We start from the raw sequence: 17,283 nt of genomic DNA on the forward strand, positions 1-17,283 counted from the left end.
AGCGCGGCGGGGCGGCCCTTGCGCGGCTACCTCGCATTGGCTGCACTTGCTCGGAAGGCTGTGGCAATACCCAATTCGGTGAATACCCCTTTGAACCGCAGCTCTGATCTTCAGCGCCGCTTTGTGAGCGAAACGCTCCAGAACCCGCACAACGCGGCCCTTCTGGAGCGTTTGCCGTTTCTGGGCCTTCCCGATGCCTGGCTGGTGGCGGGCTGTCTGTTCCAGACGGTGTGGAACCTGCGCTCTGGCTTGACGCCTACGGCGCACATCAAGGACTACGACCTGTTCTATTTCGACGCGTCGGACCTGTCCCAAGCGGCCGAGCAGGCCGTGCAAGCCCGCGTCACCGCCCTCTTTGCCGATCTGCCCATCACTGTGGAAGCCAAGAACCAGGCCCGTGTGCACCTCTGGTACGAGCACTGGTTTGGTTACCCGTATGCGCCGCTGCAATCCGCCCGCAATGGGATCGAGCGCTTTCTGGTGCCCTGCACCTGTGTGGGTCTGCAGCCTGCCGTCGACCTTGGAACGAAGGAGCCCACGCTGTACGCGCCCTATGGGCTTGAAGAGCTGTACGCCGGGCTGCTGCGCCCCAACCCGGCCTGTCCACATCTGCCGCTGTTCCAGGCCAAGGCCGAAAGCTACCGCGAACGCTGGCCGTGGCTGACGATCCGGGCGGATCACATCGCTGCGTGATAGCTGCGGCAGATTATTTTTGAAGCATTTTTGGCCTCTAGCGCTTTATCTACAAGTGCTACCAGCTATCAAAAAAGAAGCAATCTATCGCAACCCAGCGCCGCACCCCGTCACCCCCACAACACCGACCGCATCGAGATCGACGCCGACTGGTAGCCCGTGTTGAAGAAACGCGGCATCTCGGTGGGCAACACCGCCCCTGCCGCGTACAGCAGCGGCAGAAAGTGCTCGTGCGTGGGGTGGGCCTGCTGGGCCACCGCGCCCAGTTTCTGAAAGTCCTGCAGGGCGCCGAGCTGGCCTTTCTTGATCTGCTCCTGCACCACGGTGTCGAATTCGGTGGCCCAGTCGTAAGCCTCATTGGCCGCTGTGCCACGGCGCGTGGCGCGCAGGTTGTGCACCACGTTGCCGCTGCCCACGATCAGCACGCCCCGCTCGCGCAGGCCTTGGAGCTGCTGGCCCAGCGCGTAGTGCTCGGCCGGGGCGCGGCTGTAGTCCATGCTCAGCTGCATCACGGGGATTTGCGCCTTGGGGAACATGGGCTTGAGCACCGACCAGGTGCCGTGGTCCAGCCCCCATTCGCCTTCGTCCACCCCCAATGCGCCGCCCGTCGCGGGCGACTTGAGTTCGGACGCCAGGCTGCGCGCCACCTGCGGTGCTCCAGGCGCGGGGTATTGCTGGTCGAACAACGCCTGCGGAAAACCGCCAAAGTCGTGGATGGTCTTGGGGTTGGTCATGCCGGTCAGCTGCCAGCCGCCGCGCGTAAGCCAGTGGGCCGACACACACAGGATGAGCTGCGGCTGCACGGCGCGCGCCATCAGCTCGGTGCCCATCGCCTGCCAGCTGCGGCGCCAGGCGTTGTCCTCGATGGTGTTCATGGGGCTGCCGTGGCCCACAAACAGCACCGGCATGCGCGGTGAAGGCTTCAATGCCTGCAACGCGGGCGCGGTGGCGGCGCTGCTCAGAGACGTGGTCATGAAAGCTCCCGGAAAGGCGGCCAAGCCCGTGAGAGCGGCCAAAGAGGTTCTGCGTTGCATGGACCCGGGAGCGTAACAAATTATGTATAACGCGGGGAGTGAACCCGCGCGCCCCTTGAAGTTCCAGCGCCGCGCCTTCTCCTTTCGTTCAAAACCACAACACCGAGACAACCCCACACCCATGACAACCGCCCTGCCCCAGCCCCTGCGCAATGTCCGTGTCCTGAGCCTCGCGCTCAACCTGCCCGGCCCCGCCGCCCTGATGCGCTGCGCGCGCATGGGGGCCGACTGCACCAAGCTTGAACCCCCGCCCGCCCCGGGCCACCCCAGCGCCGACCCCATGGGCATCTACAGCCCGGCGGCCTATGCCACGCTGCACAGCGGAGTGCGCGTGGTGCATGCCCACCTCAAGACGGCAGAAGGCCAGGCCGCGCTGCACGAAGAACTGACCCGCACCGATGTACTGATCACCTCGTTTCGCCCCTCGGCGCTCACCAAGCTGGGCCTCTCCTGGGAGGCGCTGCAATCGAAATACCCGCGCCTGTCGCTGGTGCGCATCGTGGGCGCTGCGGCCGAGCGTGCCGAAGAACCCGGCCATGACCTCACCTACCTGGCCGATGCCGGGCTGGTCACCGGCACCGAGATGCCCCCCACCCTGTACGCCGACATGGGCGGCGCCCTGATGGCCAGCGAAGCCGTGCTGCAGGCCCTGCTGGAGCGCGCCCACACCGGCGCTGGCGTGTGCATCGAAGTGGCCCTGGCCGACACCGCCGCCTGGCTGGCCCAGCCGCGCGACTGGGGCCTGACCACGCCCGAGGGCGACGTGGGCGGCCACCACGCGGGATACCGCATCTACCCCTGCGCCGACGGCCGCGTGGCCGTGGCCGCCCTGGAGCCCCACTTTGCCGCGCGACTGTGCGCCGCAGCGGGCCTGCCCGCATCGGGCGATGCCGATGTTTTGCGCAACCCGGCAACACACCGCGCAGTGGCCCAATTCATGCAAACACAAACCCGTGCGGCGCTCGACGCTTTGGCAGTGGCGCAGGACATTCCGCTGCACACGCTGGCCTAAATAAAGCGCCGTTGATCCATGCAAAAACAAGGCACCGTCATCCGCTGGGATGTCACCCGCGCCTTCGGTTTCATCCGCAGCCCTGGCACGCCGGCCGATGTGTTCTTTCACATCCGGGACTTCCAAGGCGCCGCTGCGCCGAGCGAAGGCCTGACCGTTGTCTATGAGGAAATCCACGTGGGCGGAAAAGGGCCTCGGGCCATGGCGGTGCAACCCACGGGCCCACAGGGTGTGGTGCCTTCACATCGCCCCGCGCCCACGTCGGCACAACGCGCGCGGCCTGCGTCTGCCCAGGCGCAAAAACCCAGCCAGCCCCCAAGTGGCCGGCGGCCCGCAAAAACCGGCGCCCGCTCGGCATCCGCAGGCCCCGCATGGCTGCTGATGCTGGGCTGGCTGGCACTGCTGGCATGGGGCCTTCGGTCGGGCCGGCTTGCGCCCTGGGTGCTGGGCGCGGCAGTGGCCATCAACCTGATCACATTTTTGGCTTACGCCATGGACAAGAGTGCCGCGCAAAACGGGCAGTGGCGCACCAAGGAGAGCCATCTGCACCTGCTCTCGCTGGCAGGCGGCTGGCCGGGCGCGTGGTGTGCCCAGCAATGGTTGCGGCACAAATCCAGCAAAGTGGAATTTCGCGCGGTCTATTGGGTCACCGTGGTGTTGCACTGCGGGGCGCTGCTGGCCTGGGTGGCGGGGTGGATAGCGGGCTGGATTCGATAACGGTTTCTATCGTTTTGATAGCTGCTAGCGCTTGCTCCATAAGCGCTAGAGGCCATTTTTATCCTTATTTCTATCCCGCCGCTGCGGACACAGGGTGCTGACGCCACAAAGGTGGCATGGCCTACACACGGCACACCCCAGAGCGGCTTCAATCAAAACTCTTGAAACCCATCGGGAGATGCTTATGAAACCCCTCGTTCTCGATTCCTCCATGACCAACATGAGCGGGACTTTTTACCCGACAGGCCATGTGTTTGCGCTTTTTCCGGATGAAGACTGCGTGCGCCAGGCCGACGCCCGTCTGCACAACGCGGGGCACTCCGGCATCACGGCGTATGCGGGCCCCGACGTCATCCTGCAAGACATCGTGCACACGCTGGGCAACGCCGACGCGCCCTTGCCGTCGGTGGGCGCAGAGGGCGACATGGTGCGCCGCATGGCCGACCTGGCCGGCAGCGGCCACCACGGCTTGCTGATTGCCATGGGTGACAAGGATGAGATTGAAAACGTGGTGTCTGCCATCACGCCTGAGTGCGCTGTGGCGGCTTTTTATTACCGCACCTTCATCATCGAAGACCTGTTGACACCGCCTCTCACGCCTGCAGCGGCGGCTGTCGATGCAGACGCCCCTCAATCCGTGGTGGTAGGCACACACGCCGATCGTTGAAGGCCTCCCTCCAAGCCCGCACCTCAGCGGGCTTTTTTGAAGGTCTTTGCGCCTGACGGTTTACCAGCCCCCGTCACCCGCGGCGGCAGGCCGGTGTGCTGCGTAAGGATGCGGCCTTTTTGCGGTGTGGAGGATTTCGCCGGAGATTCAGGCGCTACACCCTTGGCGCCCTTCGCCCCCGGGGGCGTCGAATTTTTGCGGCGTGCACTCTCATACCCGCCACAGGTCAGTGGCTGATAGGTGGGAATCAGGTGGTGCTTGCCATTGCCGATGAGGTCGGCCCGGCCCATGGCCTTGAGTGCGTCGCGCAGCAACGGCCAGTTGTTGGGGTCGTGGTAGCGCAGGAAGGCCTTGTGCAGGCGGCGGCGCTTCTCGCCGCGCACGATGTCCACGGTCTCGCTGTCGCGCGTGACCTTGCGCAGCGGGTTCTTGTTGCTGTGGTACATGGCCGTGGCCGTGGCCATGGGGCTCGGGTAGAAGGTCTGCACCTGGTCGGCACGGAAGCCATTCTTCTTGAGCCAGACCGCAAGGTTCATCATGTCCTCGTCGCTCGTGCCCGGGTGTGCAGCGATGAAGTACGGGATCAGGAACTGCTTCTTGCCCGCTTCTTCACTGAACTTTTCAAACAGCTGCTTGAACTTGTCGTAGTTGCCGATGCCCGGCTTCATCATCTTGGTGAGCGGGCCCGATTCGGTGTGCTCGGGCGCAATCTTGAGGTAGCCACCCACATGGTGCTGCACCAGCTCTTTCACATACTCGGGGCTCTTGATGGCCAAGTCGTAGCGCAGGCCTGAACCAATCAGTATCTTCTTGATGCCCTTGAGCGCCCTGCCCCTGCGGTAGATCTTGATCAGCGGGCCGTGGTCGGTGGTCAGGTTCTGGCAGATGCCGGGGTACACGCAGCTCGGCTTGCGGCAGGCGGCTTCGATCTGCGGGCTGCGGCAGCCCAGGCGGTACATGTTGGCCGTGGGGCCGCCCAGGTCGCTGATGGTGCCGGTGAAGCCCTTGACCTTGTCGCGGATGTCCTCGATCTCCTGGATGATCGAATCCTCGGAGCGGCTTTGGATGATGCGGCCCTCGTGCTCGGTGATCGAGCAGAAGGTGCAGCCGCCAAAGCAGCCACGCATGATGTTGATGGAGAACCGGATCATCTCCCACGCGGGGATCTTGGTCGCGCCGTCGTGGCTGCCGTTCTCGTCGGCGTAGCTCGGGTGCGGGCTGCGGGCGTAATGCAGGTCAAACACGTAGTCCATCTCGGCCGTGGTCAGCGGGATGGGGGGCGGGTTGATCCACACGTCGCGCGCCGTCACCCCTTCGCCGTGTGCCTGGACCAGCGCACGGGCGTTGCCGGGGTTGGTCTCCAGGTGCAGCACTCGGTTGGCGTGCGCATAGAGCACCGGGTCGCTCTTGACTTGCTCGTAGCTGGGCAGGCGGATCACGCTCGTGTCGCGGGGCGGCACCTTGAGCCTGGCCTTGAGCGCCGGGTTGGCGACAAACAGCATGGGCTGAATGGCGGGGTTGGGCTCGGTCGATTGAGGGTCTTTTTGGCCTCCAGCGCTTGATCCATCTGCGCTAGCAGCTACTGAATCAGGAGCATCGTCTTTGCTGCAGGTGCTGCCTTGGGCAACGGCCTGTTCGCTGGTGGTCATGTAGGGGTTGATGTGGGCTTCCACGCGGCCGGGCTCGTCCACGCTGGTGGAGTCGATCTCGAACCAGCCCTTGCCGCTTTCATCGTCTGAGCGGCGCACAAAGGCCGTGCCACGTACATCGGTGATCTTCTCGACCGGCTCGCGCGCTGCGATGCGGTGCGCCACCTCGACCAGCGCGCGTTCGGCATTGCCGTACAGCAACAGGTCGCACTTGGCGTCCACCACGATGGAGCGGCGCACCTTGTCGCTCCAGTAGTCGTAATGCGCAATGCGGCGCAGGCTGCCTTCAATGCCGCCCAGGATGATGGGCACGTCTTTGAACGCTTCGCGGCAGCGCTGGCTGTAGACGATGGCGGCGCGGTCGGGGCGCTTGCCGCCCACGTCGCCCGGGGTGTAGGCGTCATCGCTGCGGATCTTCCGGTCGGCGGTGTACCGGTTGATCATCGAATCCATGTTGCCCGCCGTCACGCCCCAGAACAGGTTGGGCTTGCCCAGCGCCTTGAAGGGCTCGGCGCTCTGCCAATCGGGCTGGGCGATGATGCCCACGCGAAAGCCCTGCGCCTCCAGCGTGCGGCCGATCACGGCCATGCCAAAGCTCGGGTGGTCCACATACGCGTCGCCCGTCACCAGGATGATGTCGCAGCTGTCCCAGCCCAGTTTCTCCATCTCGGCGCGGCTCATCGGCAAAAACGGGGCCGTGCCAAAGCGTTTGGCCCAGTACGGTCTGTAGCTGGTCAAAGGCTTTGCGGCGCGCGCAAAAAAGGAGACGTCAACGGGGGCGTTCATGCAAAGGGGGCGCGGCCAGCCAGCTCAGCGACAGGGCTTGGTGGCAGACGGCGGTGGTGGGTAACCTTCCATTTTACGGGGACAGGCCCATTTTGTCGCTGCCGCTGTCTTGTCCTTGCATCTTCGAGGGCTTGCGCCATGCCCTGTATATACTTGCTTTTGTCAATTAACTAGATGACAAAAACATCCATGAACACCTCAGACAAAGGAATTGGCAAAGGAACAGCCACCCTTACGCCGGTGCCCGTGCCCGTGGACGCAGTGAACGCAGTGCGCCGCTTCAACCGCTTCTTCACCCGCCGCATCGGCGTGCTTGACCCTTACCTTGGCAGCGACCTGTCGCTGACGGGTGTGCGCGTGCTGTATGAGTTGGCCCACCGTGAGACGCACGTGGCCAGCGAACTGGCGCGTGAACTGGGACTGGACGGTGGGTACATGAGCCGGATTCTTCGGCGGTTCGAGGTCGCAGGCTGGATCCATCGCAGCTCAAGTGCCAAAGATGCCCGGCACAACGTGATTTCGCTCACACCCGCAGGACGGGCGTCGTTTGAGCCGCTGCAGCAACGCTCGCACGATGACGCCACCGCCTTGCTTGCGCCGTTGACGCCCGCTCGTCGGCAAGAGGTAGTGGATGCCATGGAACGCATCGAAACACTGCTGGCCCCGGCCCCCGAGCTTGCCGCCACCACCCGCATGGCAGTTTTTCGTGACCCCGTGCCCGGAGACATGGGCTGGGTGGTGCAGCAACACGGAGAGATCTACTGGCGCGAATACGGCTGGGACAGCCGTTTTGAGGCCCTCGTCGCCGATATTGCGTCGCAATTCGTGCGCAAATTCCAACCCGCATGGGAAAAGGGCTGGATCGCCGAATTGGACGGCGAGCGGGTGGGCGCCGTTTTTGTCGTGCGCAAATCTCCGACCACCGCGCAATTGCGCATGTTGATCCTCGCGCCCAAGGCCCGTGGGCTGGGCCTGGGCGCGCGGTTGACCGACGAGTGCATCGCGTTTGCGCGCGCCAAGGGCTACAAGAAGATGGTGCTTTGGACCAACAGCTGCCTGACCGCAGCGCGTGGCATCTACGGCCAACGGGGCTTCAGGCTCGTGAAATCTGAGCCCTACGAAGGCTTTGGGCTCAACCTTGTGGGGGAAACCTGGGAGCTAAAGCTATAGCAAAGCTATAGCGCGCCCCGCCTGGTTCCCCACACACGGCCGCACACCGGCCCCGCCTGCGCGTTACCACTCCCCCGCTTCGCGCACGCGCTGCGCCAGGTCTGGCGTGGCATCGTCGTCCGTCGCTGGTGTTTCTGCCGCTGGCACCGTCACGGCCTCTTTGGCTCCCGAACCATCAGATCGCCCCATGAACCTGCCAAACACGTGGCTGGCAAGGGAGCTTGGCATGGGTGCAGAGGAGGAGATCGAGGCAAACATGGCAATTCCTTTTCCGGTGGCCGGGGTGCTTCAAAATGTGTAGCGCCAGCATAAGCCACAGCAACAAGCCACGAGTGTAGGAACGGATGCCAAACCCTTGTGTGACAGAACGCACAAACAACACATGCTGTGGGTTTTCCTACCCATGCAGCGCTCCTGGGGTGTGCTTTCTGTCACCCGTCGGCCACCGGCCGGGGGCGCCGTAAACTTATTGCCCCATGCCCCACACACTGGCTGTGCCCGCGCACAGCGAACTCATCATCAAGAAAAGCCGCTTCATCGGCTGTGTGCAACCCATGGCCGACCGCGCCAGCGCCCAGGCCACCGTCGATGCGCTTTGGAAGCAACACCCTGGCGCTGCCCACGTTTGCTGGGCGCTGCTGGCGGGGGGGCAGTCGGCCGCCGTGGACGATGGCGAGCCCGGGGGAACCGCTGGACGCCCCATGCTCGAAGTGCTGCGCCACCAGGATCTGGAGGGGGTACTGGCCACCGTGGTGCGCTACTTTGGCGGCGTGAAACTGGGAGCGGGCGGCCTGGTGCGCGCCTATACCGACACCATTGCCCAAGCCTTGCTCACCGCCCCCAAAATCATCTTGCAACACATGCAGACCCTGCAATGCCAGGTGCCCTATGCGCTGGAAGGCCTGCTGCGCCGCGAGATAGAGGCGGCAGGCGCAGAGCTTTTGCAGGTGCAGCACGCCAGCCTCGTCACGCTGCAAATCCGGCTGCCCGAAGCGCAGGCACCCGCGTTTGTGCAACGCATCAACGACAGCGGCCAGGGCCGTGTGGGGTGGATGCGCTACGACGCCTGAGAGCGAGCCGCCCCCACCGCGCACCCCATCCACGCGCGGTGGCCCATGTGGCGCATCTCGCATCTCGCATCTCGCATCGCAGATGCATCGCATACCCGGCGCCCCTGAGCCGCTTGAAACATGGCGTTTCCAAACAGCGCCCAAAAGTCCTTTGGGCCTACAAGCAAGCAACGGTGCACGCAACACACTCAGGGCTGCCATCGCACCTGGGGACACTTTCATGAGCCAACACCAATCGTTGCAGCCGCTCGACACCATCATCATCGGTGCAGGCACGGCAGGCCTGGCCGCCTTGCGGGAGGTGCGCAAGCACACAAAGCGGTATCTCATCGTCAACGACGGCCCCTGGGGAACCACCTGCGCCCGCGTGGGCTGCATGCCATCCAAAACCCTGATCGAAGCGGCCAACGCCTTTCATCGGCGCCACGTTTTCGATGAATTGGGGCTGCGTGGCGCCGCAGGGCTCAGCGCCGACATCCCTGCCGTGCTAAAGCGGGTGCGGGCGTTGCGCGACGAGTTTGTAACAGGTGCGCTGGATGCCACCAACGACTTGGGCCGCGCACGCCTCTCGGGCCACGCCACCCTGCTGGGGCCCAGCGCTGTGGACATCGATGGCAAGCGTTATGACACGCGCAGCATCATCATTGCCACGGGTTCGCGCCCCAGCGTGCCCGAAGAATGGCTGGCGTTTGGCGACCGCATGCTCACCACCGACACGCTGTTCGAGCAGCCCACGCTAGGCCCTCGTGTGGCCGTGATCGGCATGGGCCCCCTAGGTGTGGAGCTGTCGCAAGCATTGGCACGCCTGGGTCTTGAAGTGGCTGCCTTCAGCACCAGTGATTCGCTGGCGGGCCTTGCCGATTCGCAGCTCAACGCCAAAATGGCAGCGCTGCTCAAGACCGAAATGGTGTTGCACATCGGCGCCCCCGCCCAGTTGCGAGAAGTGCCCGGAGGCATTGAAGTGAGCAGCGGACCGAACCGCGTGGTGGTGGACCAGGTGATTGCGGCCATGGGGCGGGTCCCCAACATTGAATACCTGGGCCTGGAGACCTTGGGCGTGCCGCTCGACAAACACGGCCTGCCCACGGTCGACCCATCAACGCTGCAAGTGGGCGATCTACCTGTTTTTTTGGCGGGCGACGCCACCACCCACGCGCCCCTGCTGCATGAAGCGGCTGATGAAGGACATATTGCCGGCACCAATGCCATGGCGCATGCACCCACCAGCTTCAAGCGCCGCACGCCGCTGTCCATCGTGTTTTCAAGTCCGACCATTGCATCGGTCGGTCAACGGTTTGACGACCTGGACAAGGCGCACACCATCACGGGTGCGGCCTCCTTTCACGACCAGGGCCGGGCACGAGCGGCCCTGCGCAACCACGGCGGCCTGCGCATCTATGCCGACCAGACCACGGGGCGCTTGCTGGGCGCACAGTTGTGTGCGCCAGCGGGCGAACACATGGCGCACCTGCTGGCACTTGCCATTGGGCAAAAGCTCACCGTCGATGAGATGCTGCGCATGCCGTTTTATCACCCAACGCTTGAAGAAGGCCTGCGCACAGCGTTGCGCGACGCCGCCCGACAACTGCACAAAGTGGGGCACACACCGCCATCAGACCTTGCTACCTGCGAAGACCTTGGTGTACCCGCACTGGACTGAGATGCGCCTGTGGGCCCTTCCCTCGCCCCGCAGCACACGCGGATGCCCCCTGTCGGGACAAGGGGCGTCGGCTGGTGGGCACCAAGACGCAGCCCAAGTTGTAAAACCGCTCAACTTACTGGGGCGCATGCCGATAACCAAGCACCGCATCAAGGAGTCCCCATGGACGTCGCCCTCACCAACAGCATCGTGAACACCGCCACCAGCCTGGCTTCTGCCAAGACATCTGACGCGCTCAACGTTCTGGTTCTGAAAAAGGCGCTGGATATGCAGGCCGCATCGGCCGCCACCCTGATTGACGCCATGCAGCAATCCATGCCCCAGCCCACTCTGGCCACATCGGGCGCATTGGGCACGCAGGTCAACACCTTCGCCTGACCGCGCGCTGCCAAGGGCGGCAGGGGCACAAAGCCCCTGCTGCCTGCACAAGCCGTTCTTACCTCAGCCGCGCAGGCGACAGCCCCTGCAGCACCACGCCCTCGCTCACCAGAGCCTCAGCCAGCGGCTCGCCGCGCAATAGCTGCCGCGCCAGCAACGAAGCGCCCGCCGCGCTCTGAATCCCATAACCGCCTTGCCCTGCCAGCCAGAAGAAGCCGGGCACATGGTTGTCCCAGCCGATCACCATGTCGCCATCGGGCACAAACGAGCGCAGCCCGGCCCAAGTGTGTGACGGGCGGCGAATCTGGAAGGTGGTCATTTCCTCGATGTGATAGATGCCGGTGGCCACGTCCAGCTCTTCGGGCACCACGTCGTGCGGGTGGGTAGGGTCGGCATTGGCCGGTGAGCCGAGCAACTGGCCCGCGTCGGGTTTGAAGTAAAAGCTTTCGTCGATGCCGATCACCGCAGGCCAGTGGGTGGCGTCCATGCCCTCGGGCACCGCAAAGGTAAAGGCGGTACGGCGGCGTGGCTCCAGCCCGATGGGCGGCACACCCGCCAGACCCGCCACAACGTCGGCCCAGGCGCCTGCCGCGTTGACGATGGTCTTGGCTTGCAACTCGCGGCCATCGGCCAAGGTAACCAACCAAAGATCAGCCCGGCGCTGCAAAGCCGTCACCTCCGCATTCGTCAGCACCTGGCCGCCGCGCTGGCGCAAGCCGCGCAGGTAGCCTTGGTGTAGCGCGTTCACATCAATATCGGCGGCTTCGGGCTCGCTCATGCCTGCAGCCACGGCCTCGGACTTCAGGCACGGCAGCTGGGCCAGCAGTGCGCCCTGCTCCACCCATTCCACATTGGGAGAGATGGCATGGGCTTGCGCATAGGCCTGTTTCAGCATGTCGAGCTGGTCAGGCCCCGCCACATAGACCACGCCCCGGGGCGAGAGGATGGGGTCAGCCCCAAACTCGGGCGGCGGTGCGTCATAAAACGTGCGGCTCGCCCGCGTCAGCGCCTGGATGTTGGGCGTGCCGTAGGTGGCCATGTACAACGCTGCCGAGCGGCCCGTGGTGTGGTAGCCAGGCTGCGATTCGCGCTCCAACAGCAGCACGCTGGCGCCCTCACCCCCACCCTCACCCTCACCCCCAACTTTCTCCTGCACAAGCTGCCAGGCCACCGAGGCCCCTGCAATGCCCGCGCCAATGACGATGGTGTCCACTGATTGCATGGATAGGTCTCCTGGCTCGATTTACACCGCTGACACTTGAGCCGCCGAGGCCGCCCGGTCATCGCGCGGCAGGCTGCGGGCATCACGCGGATCAGGCGCGCCGGTCACGATGGAGGTCAGCGCGGGCTCGGCGCGCATTTGCATCAGTTTGGCCAGGTCGGGCCGTGGACGGGCCAGCCCCGCAATGCCCTTGAACGCCTGCTCCATCGCATGGCCCACGCCCAGCGTGTGGCGGTCTGCGCGAAAGCGGCCCACGATCTGCAGGCCAAACGGCATGCCCGCATCGTCCAGCCCGCACGGCAGGCTCAGCGCCGGGTGGGTGGTGAGCGTGGTCACATAGGTCAGCGCCAGCCAGCGGTAATAGTTGGCTTGCGGCTCGCCGTTGATGTGGCTGGCAAACAGCTGCGTCCAGGCAAACGGCGACACCGGCGTGGTGGGCGCCAGGATGATGTCGTACTGTTCATACAGCTTCTGGAACCGCGCCAGGATGCGCGTCTGCTCGGCCTGGGCCCAGGCGCTGTCCAGCAGGCTCATGGCGGCGCCCATCTCGTAGTTGGCCCGGGTGTTGGGGCCCAGGCTTGCGGGGTCGCGCTCGTAGGCGTCGCGCGTGCTGGCCACAAAGGCTTCGGCGCGCAGCACGTCAAAGCAACGGTGCACATCGCCCAGGTCGATGTCGATGGCGTCGCAACTGGCAAACAGGTGCTTCATGGCCTGCACCTTGCGGCGGAACACGGCGCGGATGCCGTTGTCCACAGCGCAGGCGCCAAAGTCTTCGGTATACGCCACGCGCAAGCGGCTCAGGTCCACCGTATCGGGCAGCAAGAAGCTCATCGGGTCCAGCGGGTAGCTCAGCGGGTCGCCAGCCGACATGCCGGCCGTGGCGGCCAGTTGCAGGCAGGCTTCTTCCACCGTGCGCCCCATGGGGCCCACCACCGAAATCGGCGTCCAGCCCATCAGCTTGCGCGAGCTGGGCACCACGCCGGGCGATGGCCTGAAGCCCACCACGCCGCAAATGGACGCCGGGATGCGCAGCGAGCCGCCCGTGTCCGACCCCGTGCACACCGGCAGCAGGTCGCACGCCAACGCAGCCGCCGAGCCACCCGACGAGCCCCCGGCATTCAGGTTAGGGTTGAACGGGTTGCCGGTAGCGCCCCACACCGTATTGCGTGAATTGGCGCCCGCGCCCATTTCAGGGATATTGGTCTTGCCCGCCACGATGGCACCCGCCGCACGCAGGCGTGCCACCAGCACGTTGTCCTGGGTGGGAATGTTCTCGCGGTAGATTTCCGACCCGTAGGTGGTCAGCAGCCCTGCCGTGGCTTCGAGGTCTTTCACCCCCAATGGCAAGCCATGCAGCAACCCCAGCGGCTCGCCGCGCAGCACCGCCTGCTCAGCCGCCTTGGCTTCGACGCGGGCGCGGTCAAAACAGGTGGCGGTGATGGCATTGATGGACGGGTTCACCGCCTCGATGCGCTCCATACAGGCGTCCAACAGCTCCACGGGCGACACCTCGCGGGTACCAATACGGTGGCGCAGTTCATTGGCGGTCAGCTCGACCAGGGGGCTGGGGTTTGTCATTTTTGGATTGTCTCCTTGCTCATCGGCTTCGTGGCGGTCTCGGTGGCTCAGTGGCTCAGTCAGCGGTGATGGCGGCTCGCTGGGCAACGGCGCGCATCAGGGGCAATTCCTTGTCGATCAGCTCAGCAACCGACTTGGACGACGCATAGGCAGGATCAAACCCCACGGCGATCATTTTGTCGCGCGTTTCAGGGTCTGCCACCACCTGCGCCAGCGTCAATTCCAGCCGCGACTTGACACCGGCGGGCAAGCCGCGTGGCGCCATCATGGCCAGCCAGGTGTCCATCTCCACCCCGGCGTAGCCGCTTTCGGCCAATGTGGGCACCTTGGGCAACAGCGCCGAGCGCTTGGCCGCCGTCACCGCAATGGCCTTGATCTTGCCGTCCCTCAGCTGGGGCAGCGCGGCCGACACGGTATCGACCGTGAACGGAATCTGCCCGCCCATCAGGTCGACCATGGCCGGAGCGCTGCCCTTGTAAGGTACATGCTGGATCTTCAGACCCGCCGCGTGAAAGAACATCTCGCCCGCAAACTGCGATGTGGTGCCTGCACCAAACGAGCCGTACGAATACTTGTCGGGCCCGGCCTTCACCATGGCCACAAACTGCTTCACGTCGCTGACCGGCACATCCTTGTTGGCCAGCAAAATCAGGCTGGTACGCCCGGCAATGCCAATGGGCTCGAAGCTCTTGACCGGGTCGTAGGGCAGCTTGGTGCGCACGGCGGGGTTCACCGTGAACGTGGTGCCCGAGCTCAGCAGCAACGTGTAGCCATCGGGCGCCGCCTTGGCCACCGAGGTCGCGCCAATCACCGTGCCGGCCCCTGCGCGGTTGTCAATCACCACGCTCTGGCCCAGCTTGTCGCCCAGCTTCTTGCCAATCAGGCGGCCCAGCACATCAGTGGCGCCACCGGGCGGGAAAGGAATCACCAGCGTGATCGGCCTGTTCGGAAACCCACCCTCTTGCGCGATGGCCGGAGCCCACGCAGCGGCCCCCATGGCACAGGCAACGGCGGACAACAACAGCTTCTTGCGGTTCATAGGGTTTTCTCCAAAGGTCACAAAGTTGGGGGATAAAAAAAGCAAGCGAAAAGCGAGGGAAAAGCGAAAAAAGGGGCAATAGGGATCGGAACCGGAATCGACAAACTACGCAGACTCAGCCAGCACGGCGCGGCCACGCTGCACAAAGCCCTGGTATTGCGCGTCGGGCACCAGCAGGCCGCCCGTGGTCCACACCAGATGTGTGGCGTTGTGCAGCACGGGCTCCACGCCCGAACTTTGCAGCCAGGCCTGGCCGGCGGTGGTGCCCGTCAGCATGGCCGGCCCGCTAAAGCCCGCAGCCGCCGATGGCTCGATGCGCGCGCCCAAGGTGTCAAGCACCAACACCAGCTGCGCAAACAAGGTGCTGTCGGCCACGGTGAACACGCCCGACAGCAGCGGCCCCATCAGCGCGGCCGCCAGCAGCGACGCACGCGGCACCGCCAGACCATCGGCCTCGGTGCGGTTGGTCAGGCCCCAGTCGTACACCGACGGATGCTGCCCCGCGCCGTGGGTCGCGTCGGCCAGCATCTGCACCAAAAAACACGGCGACTGCACCGGCTCTGCAAAAAAGCAATGCACATGCGGCCCCAGCACCTGTCGCAGGCCAAAGGTGATGCCCGCTGGCGCACCACCCACACCGCACGGCAGATAAACGATGAGCGGGTGCTCTGCGTCCACCTGCACGCCCGCTTCTGCCAGCTGCTTTTGCAGATGCAAGGCCGCTGCGCTGTAACCCAGCAGCAGCGAGAACGACTGCTCATCGTCCACAAAGTGGCACAGCGGGTCTGCGTTGGCCTGCGCGCGGCCCGCAGCCACGGCGCGTTCGTAGTCACCCGCGTGCTCCACCACCAACACGCCGCGCTGGCGCAGGCGGTCTTTTTTCCATTCCTTCGCGTCGGCAGACATATGCACGGCTGCCTTGAAGCCCAGCGCCGACGCCACCACGCCAATGCTCAGCCCCAGGTTGCCTGTGGAGCCCACCGCCACCTGGTAGCGGCCTAACACCTCGCGCGCGGCGGGCGTGGCCAGCACGCGATAGTCGCCGCCCGGCTGCACCAGCCCATGCTGCAGCGCCAGTTGCTCGGCAAACTCCAGCACCTCGTGCATGCCCCCACGGGCCTTGATGGAGCCCGCCACGGGCAGCCCATGGTCGGCCTTGATGAACAAGCGCCCCTGCCCTTCGCCCATGCCCAGTGCAGGCTGCAAGGCGGTAGCGGCCAGCAAGGGTGACTCCACCACGCCAGCGGTCTCCGCCAGCTCTGGAAACACCAACGCCAGCAAACCCGCAAACCGCTCCCACCGCGCAGCCGCGGCTTTCGTATCATCTAGACTAATGCTACGCCCCAGTGCCTGCAAACCGGCCGGGGGGTGCGCCTGCCGGGCCGGGTTGGTCCAGAGCGCGGGCTGGGCATTGCGCAATCGGGCGGCTAGCTGGGCATCCAAGGCGGGCTTAATTTCTACAGACGGCATGCACGTTCATTCACAAAATGATTCAGTGCTTGCATTCTTCGTCGGCCACGCCGGTGTCACAACACATTTATATTGAGCGTTGCATTAGTATTAATAATGGATATTCGCCTCTCCCCCTCCCTCTTGGCGTGGCTGCGCAGTTTTGATGCAGCGGCCCGGCACGGCAGCTTCACCAAGGCGGCTGCCGAGTTGTGCATCACCCAGGGCGCGGTCAGCCAACAGGTCAAGCAGCTTGAAGACTGGCTGCGCCGCCCGCTGTTCTTGCGCACGCCGCGCGCCCTGGTGCCCACGCCCGAGGGCAAATGGCTGGCCGTGGTGCTGCGCGAGAGCTTTGACGCCATCGAAAGCACCCTGGCCCAAGTGCGCCAACCGCTAGAGGCCGCCACCGCTACCTTGAGTTGCTCACCCTCATTTGCCATGAGCTGGCTGACGCCCCGGCTGGGCGACTTCTTTCGCCAGCACCCCCACACCGGCCTGCGCGTGTTTGGCGAGTTCCACACGCTCGACCGCACCCGCATGGTGCGCGACGGCGTGGAAGCCGCCGTGCGCTTTGACCTGGGCGGCTACCGCGACCTGAACGCCACCGTGTTTCTGGACGAATGGCTCATCCCCGTGGCCAGCCCCGCGTTTCTGGCCCGCCACCCACCCATCACCCAGCCGCAAGACCTGCAAGGCGACTGGCTGCTGCACGACGGCAGCGCCTGGGACGGCGCCGACACCTACGAAGAATGGCAACACTGGTTTGCGCAAGTGGGCGCCACGCCGCCGCCCTGGGTGGGCGGCCAGCAATTCAACCTGTCGCAACTGGCCCTGGGCGCCGCCCTGGCCGGCCAAGGCATCGCCATGGGCCGCGCGGCGCTGGTGCTGCAAGACGTGAAGGCCGGGCGCCTGGTGCCGCTGCTGGGGCGCAGCGTGTTGTCGCGTGCGGCGTATTCGTTTGTGACCACCACGCGCCCCAGCCCGGCAATGCAGCTGGTGCGGGAGTGGCTGGCTGATGAGGCGCAGCGGTTTTGTAGCGAGCGGGCGCAGGTGCTGACAGCGCCATCGGCCTGACGTGCGCAAAGTGCGGTCGCTGCTCAAAAAAAGCATAATTTCAGTATTTTTGGCCTCTAGCGCTTTATCCATAGGCGCTAGTAGC

At 64.9% G+C, this 17,283-nt stretch carries 16 protein-coding genes; 9 read left to right on the forward strand and 7 right to left on the reverse strand.

Annotated elements, in window-relative coordinates:
- Positions 1-90: 90 nt before the first annotated feature.
- Positions 91-693, forward strand: a complete 603-nt coding sequence (locus KI609_RS12695; protein WP_226443733.1) for a nucleotidyltransferase family protein — start codon at positions 91-93, stop codon at positions 691-693.
- A 110-nt stretch (positions 694-803) separates the two neighbouring features.
- On the opposite strand, the gene ygiD is transcribed toward KI609_RS12695, so the two are convergent.
- Positions 804-1,709 carry a 4,5-DOPA dioxygenase extradiol gene (ygiD, locus tag KI609_RS12700; RefSeq protein ID WP_226450386.1) on the reverse strand — a complete coding sequence of 302 codons (906 nt, stop codon included), beginning with the start codon at positions 1,707-1,709 and terminating at the stop codon, positions 804-806.
- A 139-nt stretch (positions 1,710-1,848) separates the two neighbouring features.
- Between ygiD and KI609_RS12705 the strand changes: the two genes are divergently transcribed.
- The 3 genes from KI609_RS12705 to KI609_RS12715 all read left to right on the forward strand — a co-directional run bounded on the left by KI609_RS12705 (position 1,849) and on the right by KI609_RS12715 (position 4,123).
- Positions 1,849-2,739 (forward strand): CoA transferase, encoded by an 891-nt coding sequence (locus tag KI609_RS12705; RefSeq protein WP_226443735.1) that lies wholly within the window; start codon positions 1,849-1,851, stop codon positions 2,737-2,739.
- Between the two features lie 18 nt (positions 2,740-2,757).
- Complete coding sequence (locus KI609_RS12710) at positions 2,758-3,456, forward strand: DUF1294 domain-containing protein (RefSeq protein WP_226443737.1); 699 nt, start codon at positions 2,758-2,760, stop codon at positions 3,454-3,456.
- Between the two features lie 184 nt (positions 3,457-3,640).
- Positions 3,641-4,123: a hypothetical protein gene (locus KI609_RS12715; RefSeq protein ID WP_226443739.1), complete on the forward strand. Its 483-nt coding sequence runs from the start codon at positions 3,641-3,643 to the stop codon at positions 4,121-4,123.
- A 23-nt stretch (positions 4,124-4,146) separates the two neighbouring features.
- On the opposite strand, the gene KI609_RS12720 is transcribed toward KI609_RS12715, so the two are convergent.
- Positions 4,147-6,558, reverse strand: a complete 2,412-nt coding sequence (locus tag KI609_RS12720; protein ID WP_226443741.1) for a YgiQ family radical SAM protein — start codon at positions 6,556-6,558, stop codon at positions 4,147-4,149.
- A gap of 189 nt (positions 6,559-6,747) precedes the next feature.
- Here KI609_RS12720 and KI609_RS12725 point away from each other — a divergent pair, with 189 nt between their 5' ends.
- Positions 6,748-7,728 (forward strand): helix-turn-helix domain-containing GNAT family N-acetyltransferase, encoded by a 981-nt coding sequence (locus KI609_RS12725; RefSeq protein WP_226443742.1) that lies wholly within the window; start codon positions 6,748-6,750, stop codon positions 7,726-7,728.
- 63 nt (positions 7,729-7,791) lie between these two features.
- On the opposite strand, the gene KI609_RS12730 is transcribed toward KI609_RS12725, so the two are convergent.
- Positions 7,792-7,986, reverse strand: coding sequence for a hypothetical protein (locus tag KI609_RS12730; RefSeq protein ID WP_226443743.1), 195 nt, complete (start codon positions 7,984-7,986; stop codon positions 7,792-7,794).
- 218 nt (positions 7,987-8,204) lie between these two features.
- On the opposite strand from KI609_RS12730, the gene KI609_RS12735 reads away from it, so the two are divergent.
- The 3 genes from KI609_RS12735 (at position 8,205) to KI609_RS12745 (ending at position 10,836) form a co-directional block, all read left to right on the forward strand.
- On the forward strand, positions 8,205-8,798 hold the full coding sequence (locus KI609_RS12735) for an IMPACT family protein (protein WP_226443744.1): 594 nt from the start codon (positions 8,205-8,207) through the stop codon (positions 8,796-8,798).
- A gap of 220 nt (positions 8,799-9,018) precedes the next feature.
- Positions 9,019-10,458 carry a dihydrolipoyl dehydrogenase gene (locus tag KI609_RS12740; RefSeq protein WP_226443745.1) on the forward strand — a complete coding sequence of 480 codons (1,440 nt, stop codon included), beginning with the start codon at positions 9,019-9,021 and terminating at the stop codon, positions 10,456-10,458.
- 162 nt (positions 10,459-10,620) lie between these two features.
- A complete protein-coding gene (locus KI609_RS12745) occupies positions 10,621-10,836 on the forward strand; it encodes a YjfB family protein (RefSeq protein WP_226443746.1) in 216 nt (71 codons plus the stop codon).
- Between the two features lie 58 nt (positions 10,837-10,894).
- On the opposite strand, the gene KI609_RS12750 is transcribed toward KI609_RS12745, so the two are convergent.
- From KI609_RS12750 to KI609_RS12765, 4 genes are all read right to left on the reverse strand, one after another.
- Positions 10,895-12,058, reverse strand: coding sequence for an NAD(P)/FAD-dependent oxidoreductase (locus tag KI609_RS12750; RefSeq protein ID WP_226443747.1), 1,164 nt, complete (start codon positions 12,056-12,058; stop codon positions 10,895-10,897).
- A 21-nt stretch (positions 12,059-12,079) separates the two neighbouring features.
- Positions 12,080-13,636: an amidase gene (locus tag KI609_RS12755; protein WP_226443748.1), complete on the reverse strand. Its 1,557-nt coding sequence runs from the start codon at positions 13,634-13,636 to the stop codon at positions 12,080-12,082.
- A gap of 55 nt (positions 13,637-13,691) precedes the next feature.
- Positions 13,692-14,675 (reverse strand): Bug family tripartite tricarboxylate transporter substrate binding protein, encoded by a 984-nt coding sequence (locus KI609_RS12760; RefSeq protein ID WP_226443750.1) that lies wholly within the window; start codon positions 14,673-14,675, stop codon positions 13,692-13,694.
- Positions 14,676-14,780: 105 nt separating this feature from the next.
- Positions 14,781-16,145 carry a D-serine ammonia-lyase gene (locus KI609_RS12765; RefSeq protein ID WP_226443752.1) on the reverse strand — a complete coding sequence of 455 codons (1,365 nt, stop codon included), beginning with the start codon at positions 16,143-16,145 and terminating at the stop codon, positions 14,781-14,783.
- A 96-nt stretch (positions 16,146-16,241) separates the two neighbouring features.
- Here KI609_RS12765 and KI609_RS12770 point away from each other — a divergent pair, with 96 nt between their 5' ends.
- Positions 16,242-17,198, forward strand: coding sequence for a LysR substrate-binding domain-containing protein (locus KI609_RS12770; protein WP_226443754.1), 957 nt, complete (start codon positions 16,242-16,244; stop codon positions 17,196-17,198).
- Positions 17,199-17,283 lie beyond the last annotated feature (85 nt).

Origin of the sequence: Acidovorax radicis, assembly GCF_020510705.1 — a bacterium.
Classification (GTDB): Bacteria; Pseudomonadota; Gammaproteobacteria; order Burkholderiales; family Burkholderiaceae_C; genus Acidovorax; species Acidovorax radicis_A.

Coding starts and splice junctions, on each gene's coding strand:
- KI609_RS12755 (WP_226443748.1), bottom strand. CDS start 13,636: ATGACAAACCCCAGCCCCCTGGTCGAGCTGACCGCCAATGAACTGCGC.
- KI609_RS12705 (WP_226443735.1), top strand. CDS start 1,849: ATGACAACCGCCCTGCCCCAGCCCCTGCGCAATGTCCGTGTCCTGAGC.
- KI609_RS12740 (WP_226443745.1), top strand. CDS start 9,019: ATGAGCCAACACCAATCGTTGCAGCCGCTCGACACCATCATCATCGGT.
- KI609_RS12720 (WP_226443741.1), bottom strand. CDS start 6,558: ATGAACGCCCCCGTTGACGTCTCCTTTTTTGCGCGCGCCGCAAAGCCT.
- KI609_RS12735 (WP_226443744.1), top strand. CDS start 8,205: ATGCCCCACACACTGGCTGTGCCCGCGCACAGCGAACTCATCATCAAG.
- KI609_RS12730 (WP_226443743.1), bottom strand. CDS start 7,986: ATGTTTGCCTCGATCTCCTCCTCTGCACCCATGCCAAGCTCCCTTGCC.
- KI609_RS12770 (WP_226443754.1), top strand. CDS start 16,242: ATGGATATTCGCCTCTCCCCCTCCCTCTTGGCGTGGCTGCGCAGTTTT.
- KI609_RS12750 (WP_226443747.1), bottom strand. CDS start 12,058: ATGCAATCAGTGGACACCATCGTCATTGGCGCGGGCATTGCAGGGGCC.
- KI609_RS12745 (WP_226443746.1), top strand. CDS start 10,621: ATGGACGTCGCCCTCACCAACAGCATCGTGAACACCGCCACCAGCCTG.
- KI609_RS12760 (WP_226443750.1), bottom strand. CDS start 14,675: ATGAACCGCAAGAAGCTGTTGTTGTCCGCCGTTGCCTGTGCCATGGGG.
- KI609_RS12710 (WP_226443737.1), top strand. CDS start 2,758: ATGCAAAAACAAGGCACCGTCATCCGCTGGGATGTCACCCGCGCCTTC.
- KI609_RS12765 (WP_226443752.1), bottom strand. CDS start 16,145: ATGCCGTCTGTAGAAATTAAGCCCGCCTTGGATGCCCAGCTAGCCGCC.
- KI609_RS12725 (WP_226443742.1), top strand. CDS start 6,748: ATGAACACCTCAGACAAAGGAATTGGCAAAGGAACAGCCACCCTTACG.
- KI609_RS12715 (WP_226443739.1), top strand. CDS start 3,641: ATGAAACCCCTCGTTCTCGATTCCTCCATGACCAACATGAGCGGGACT.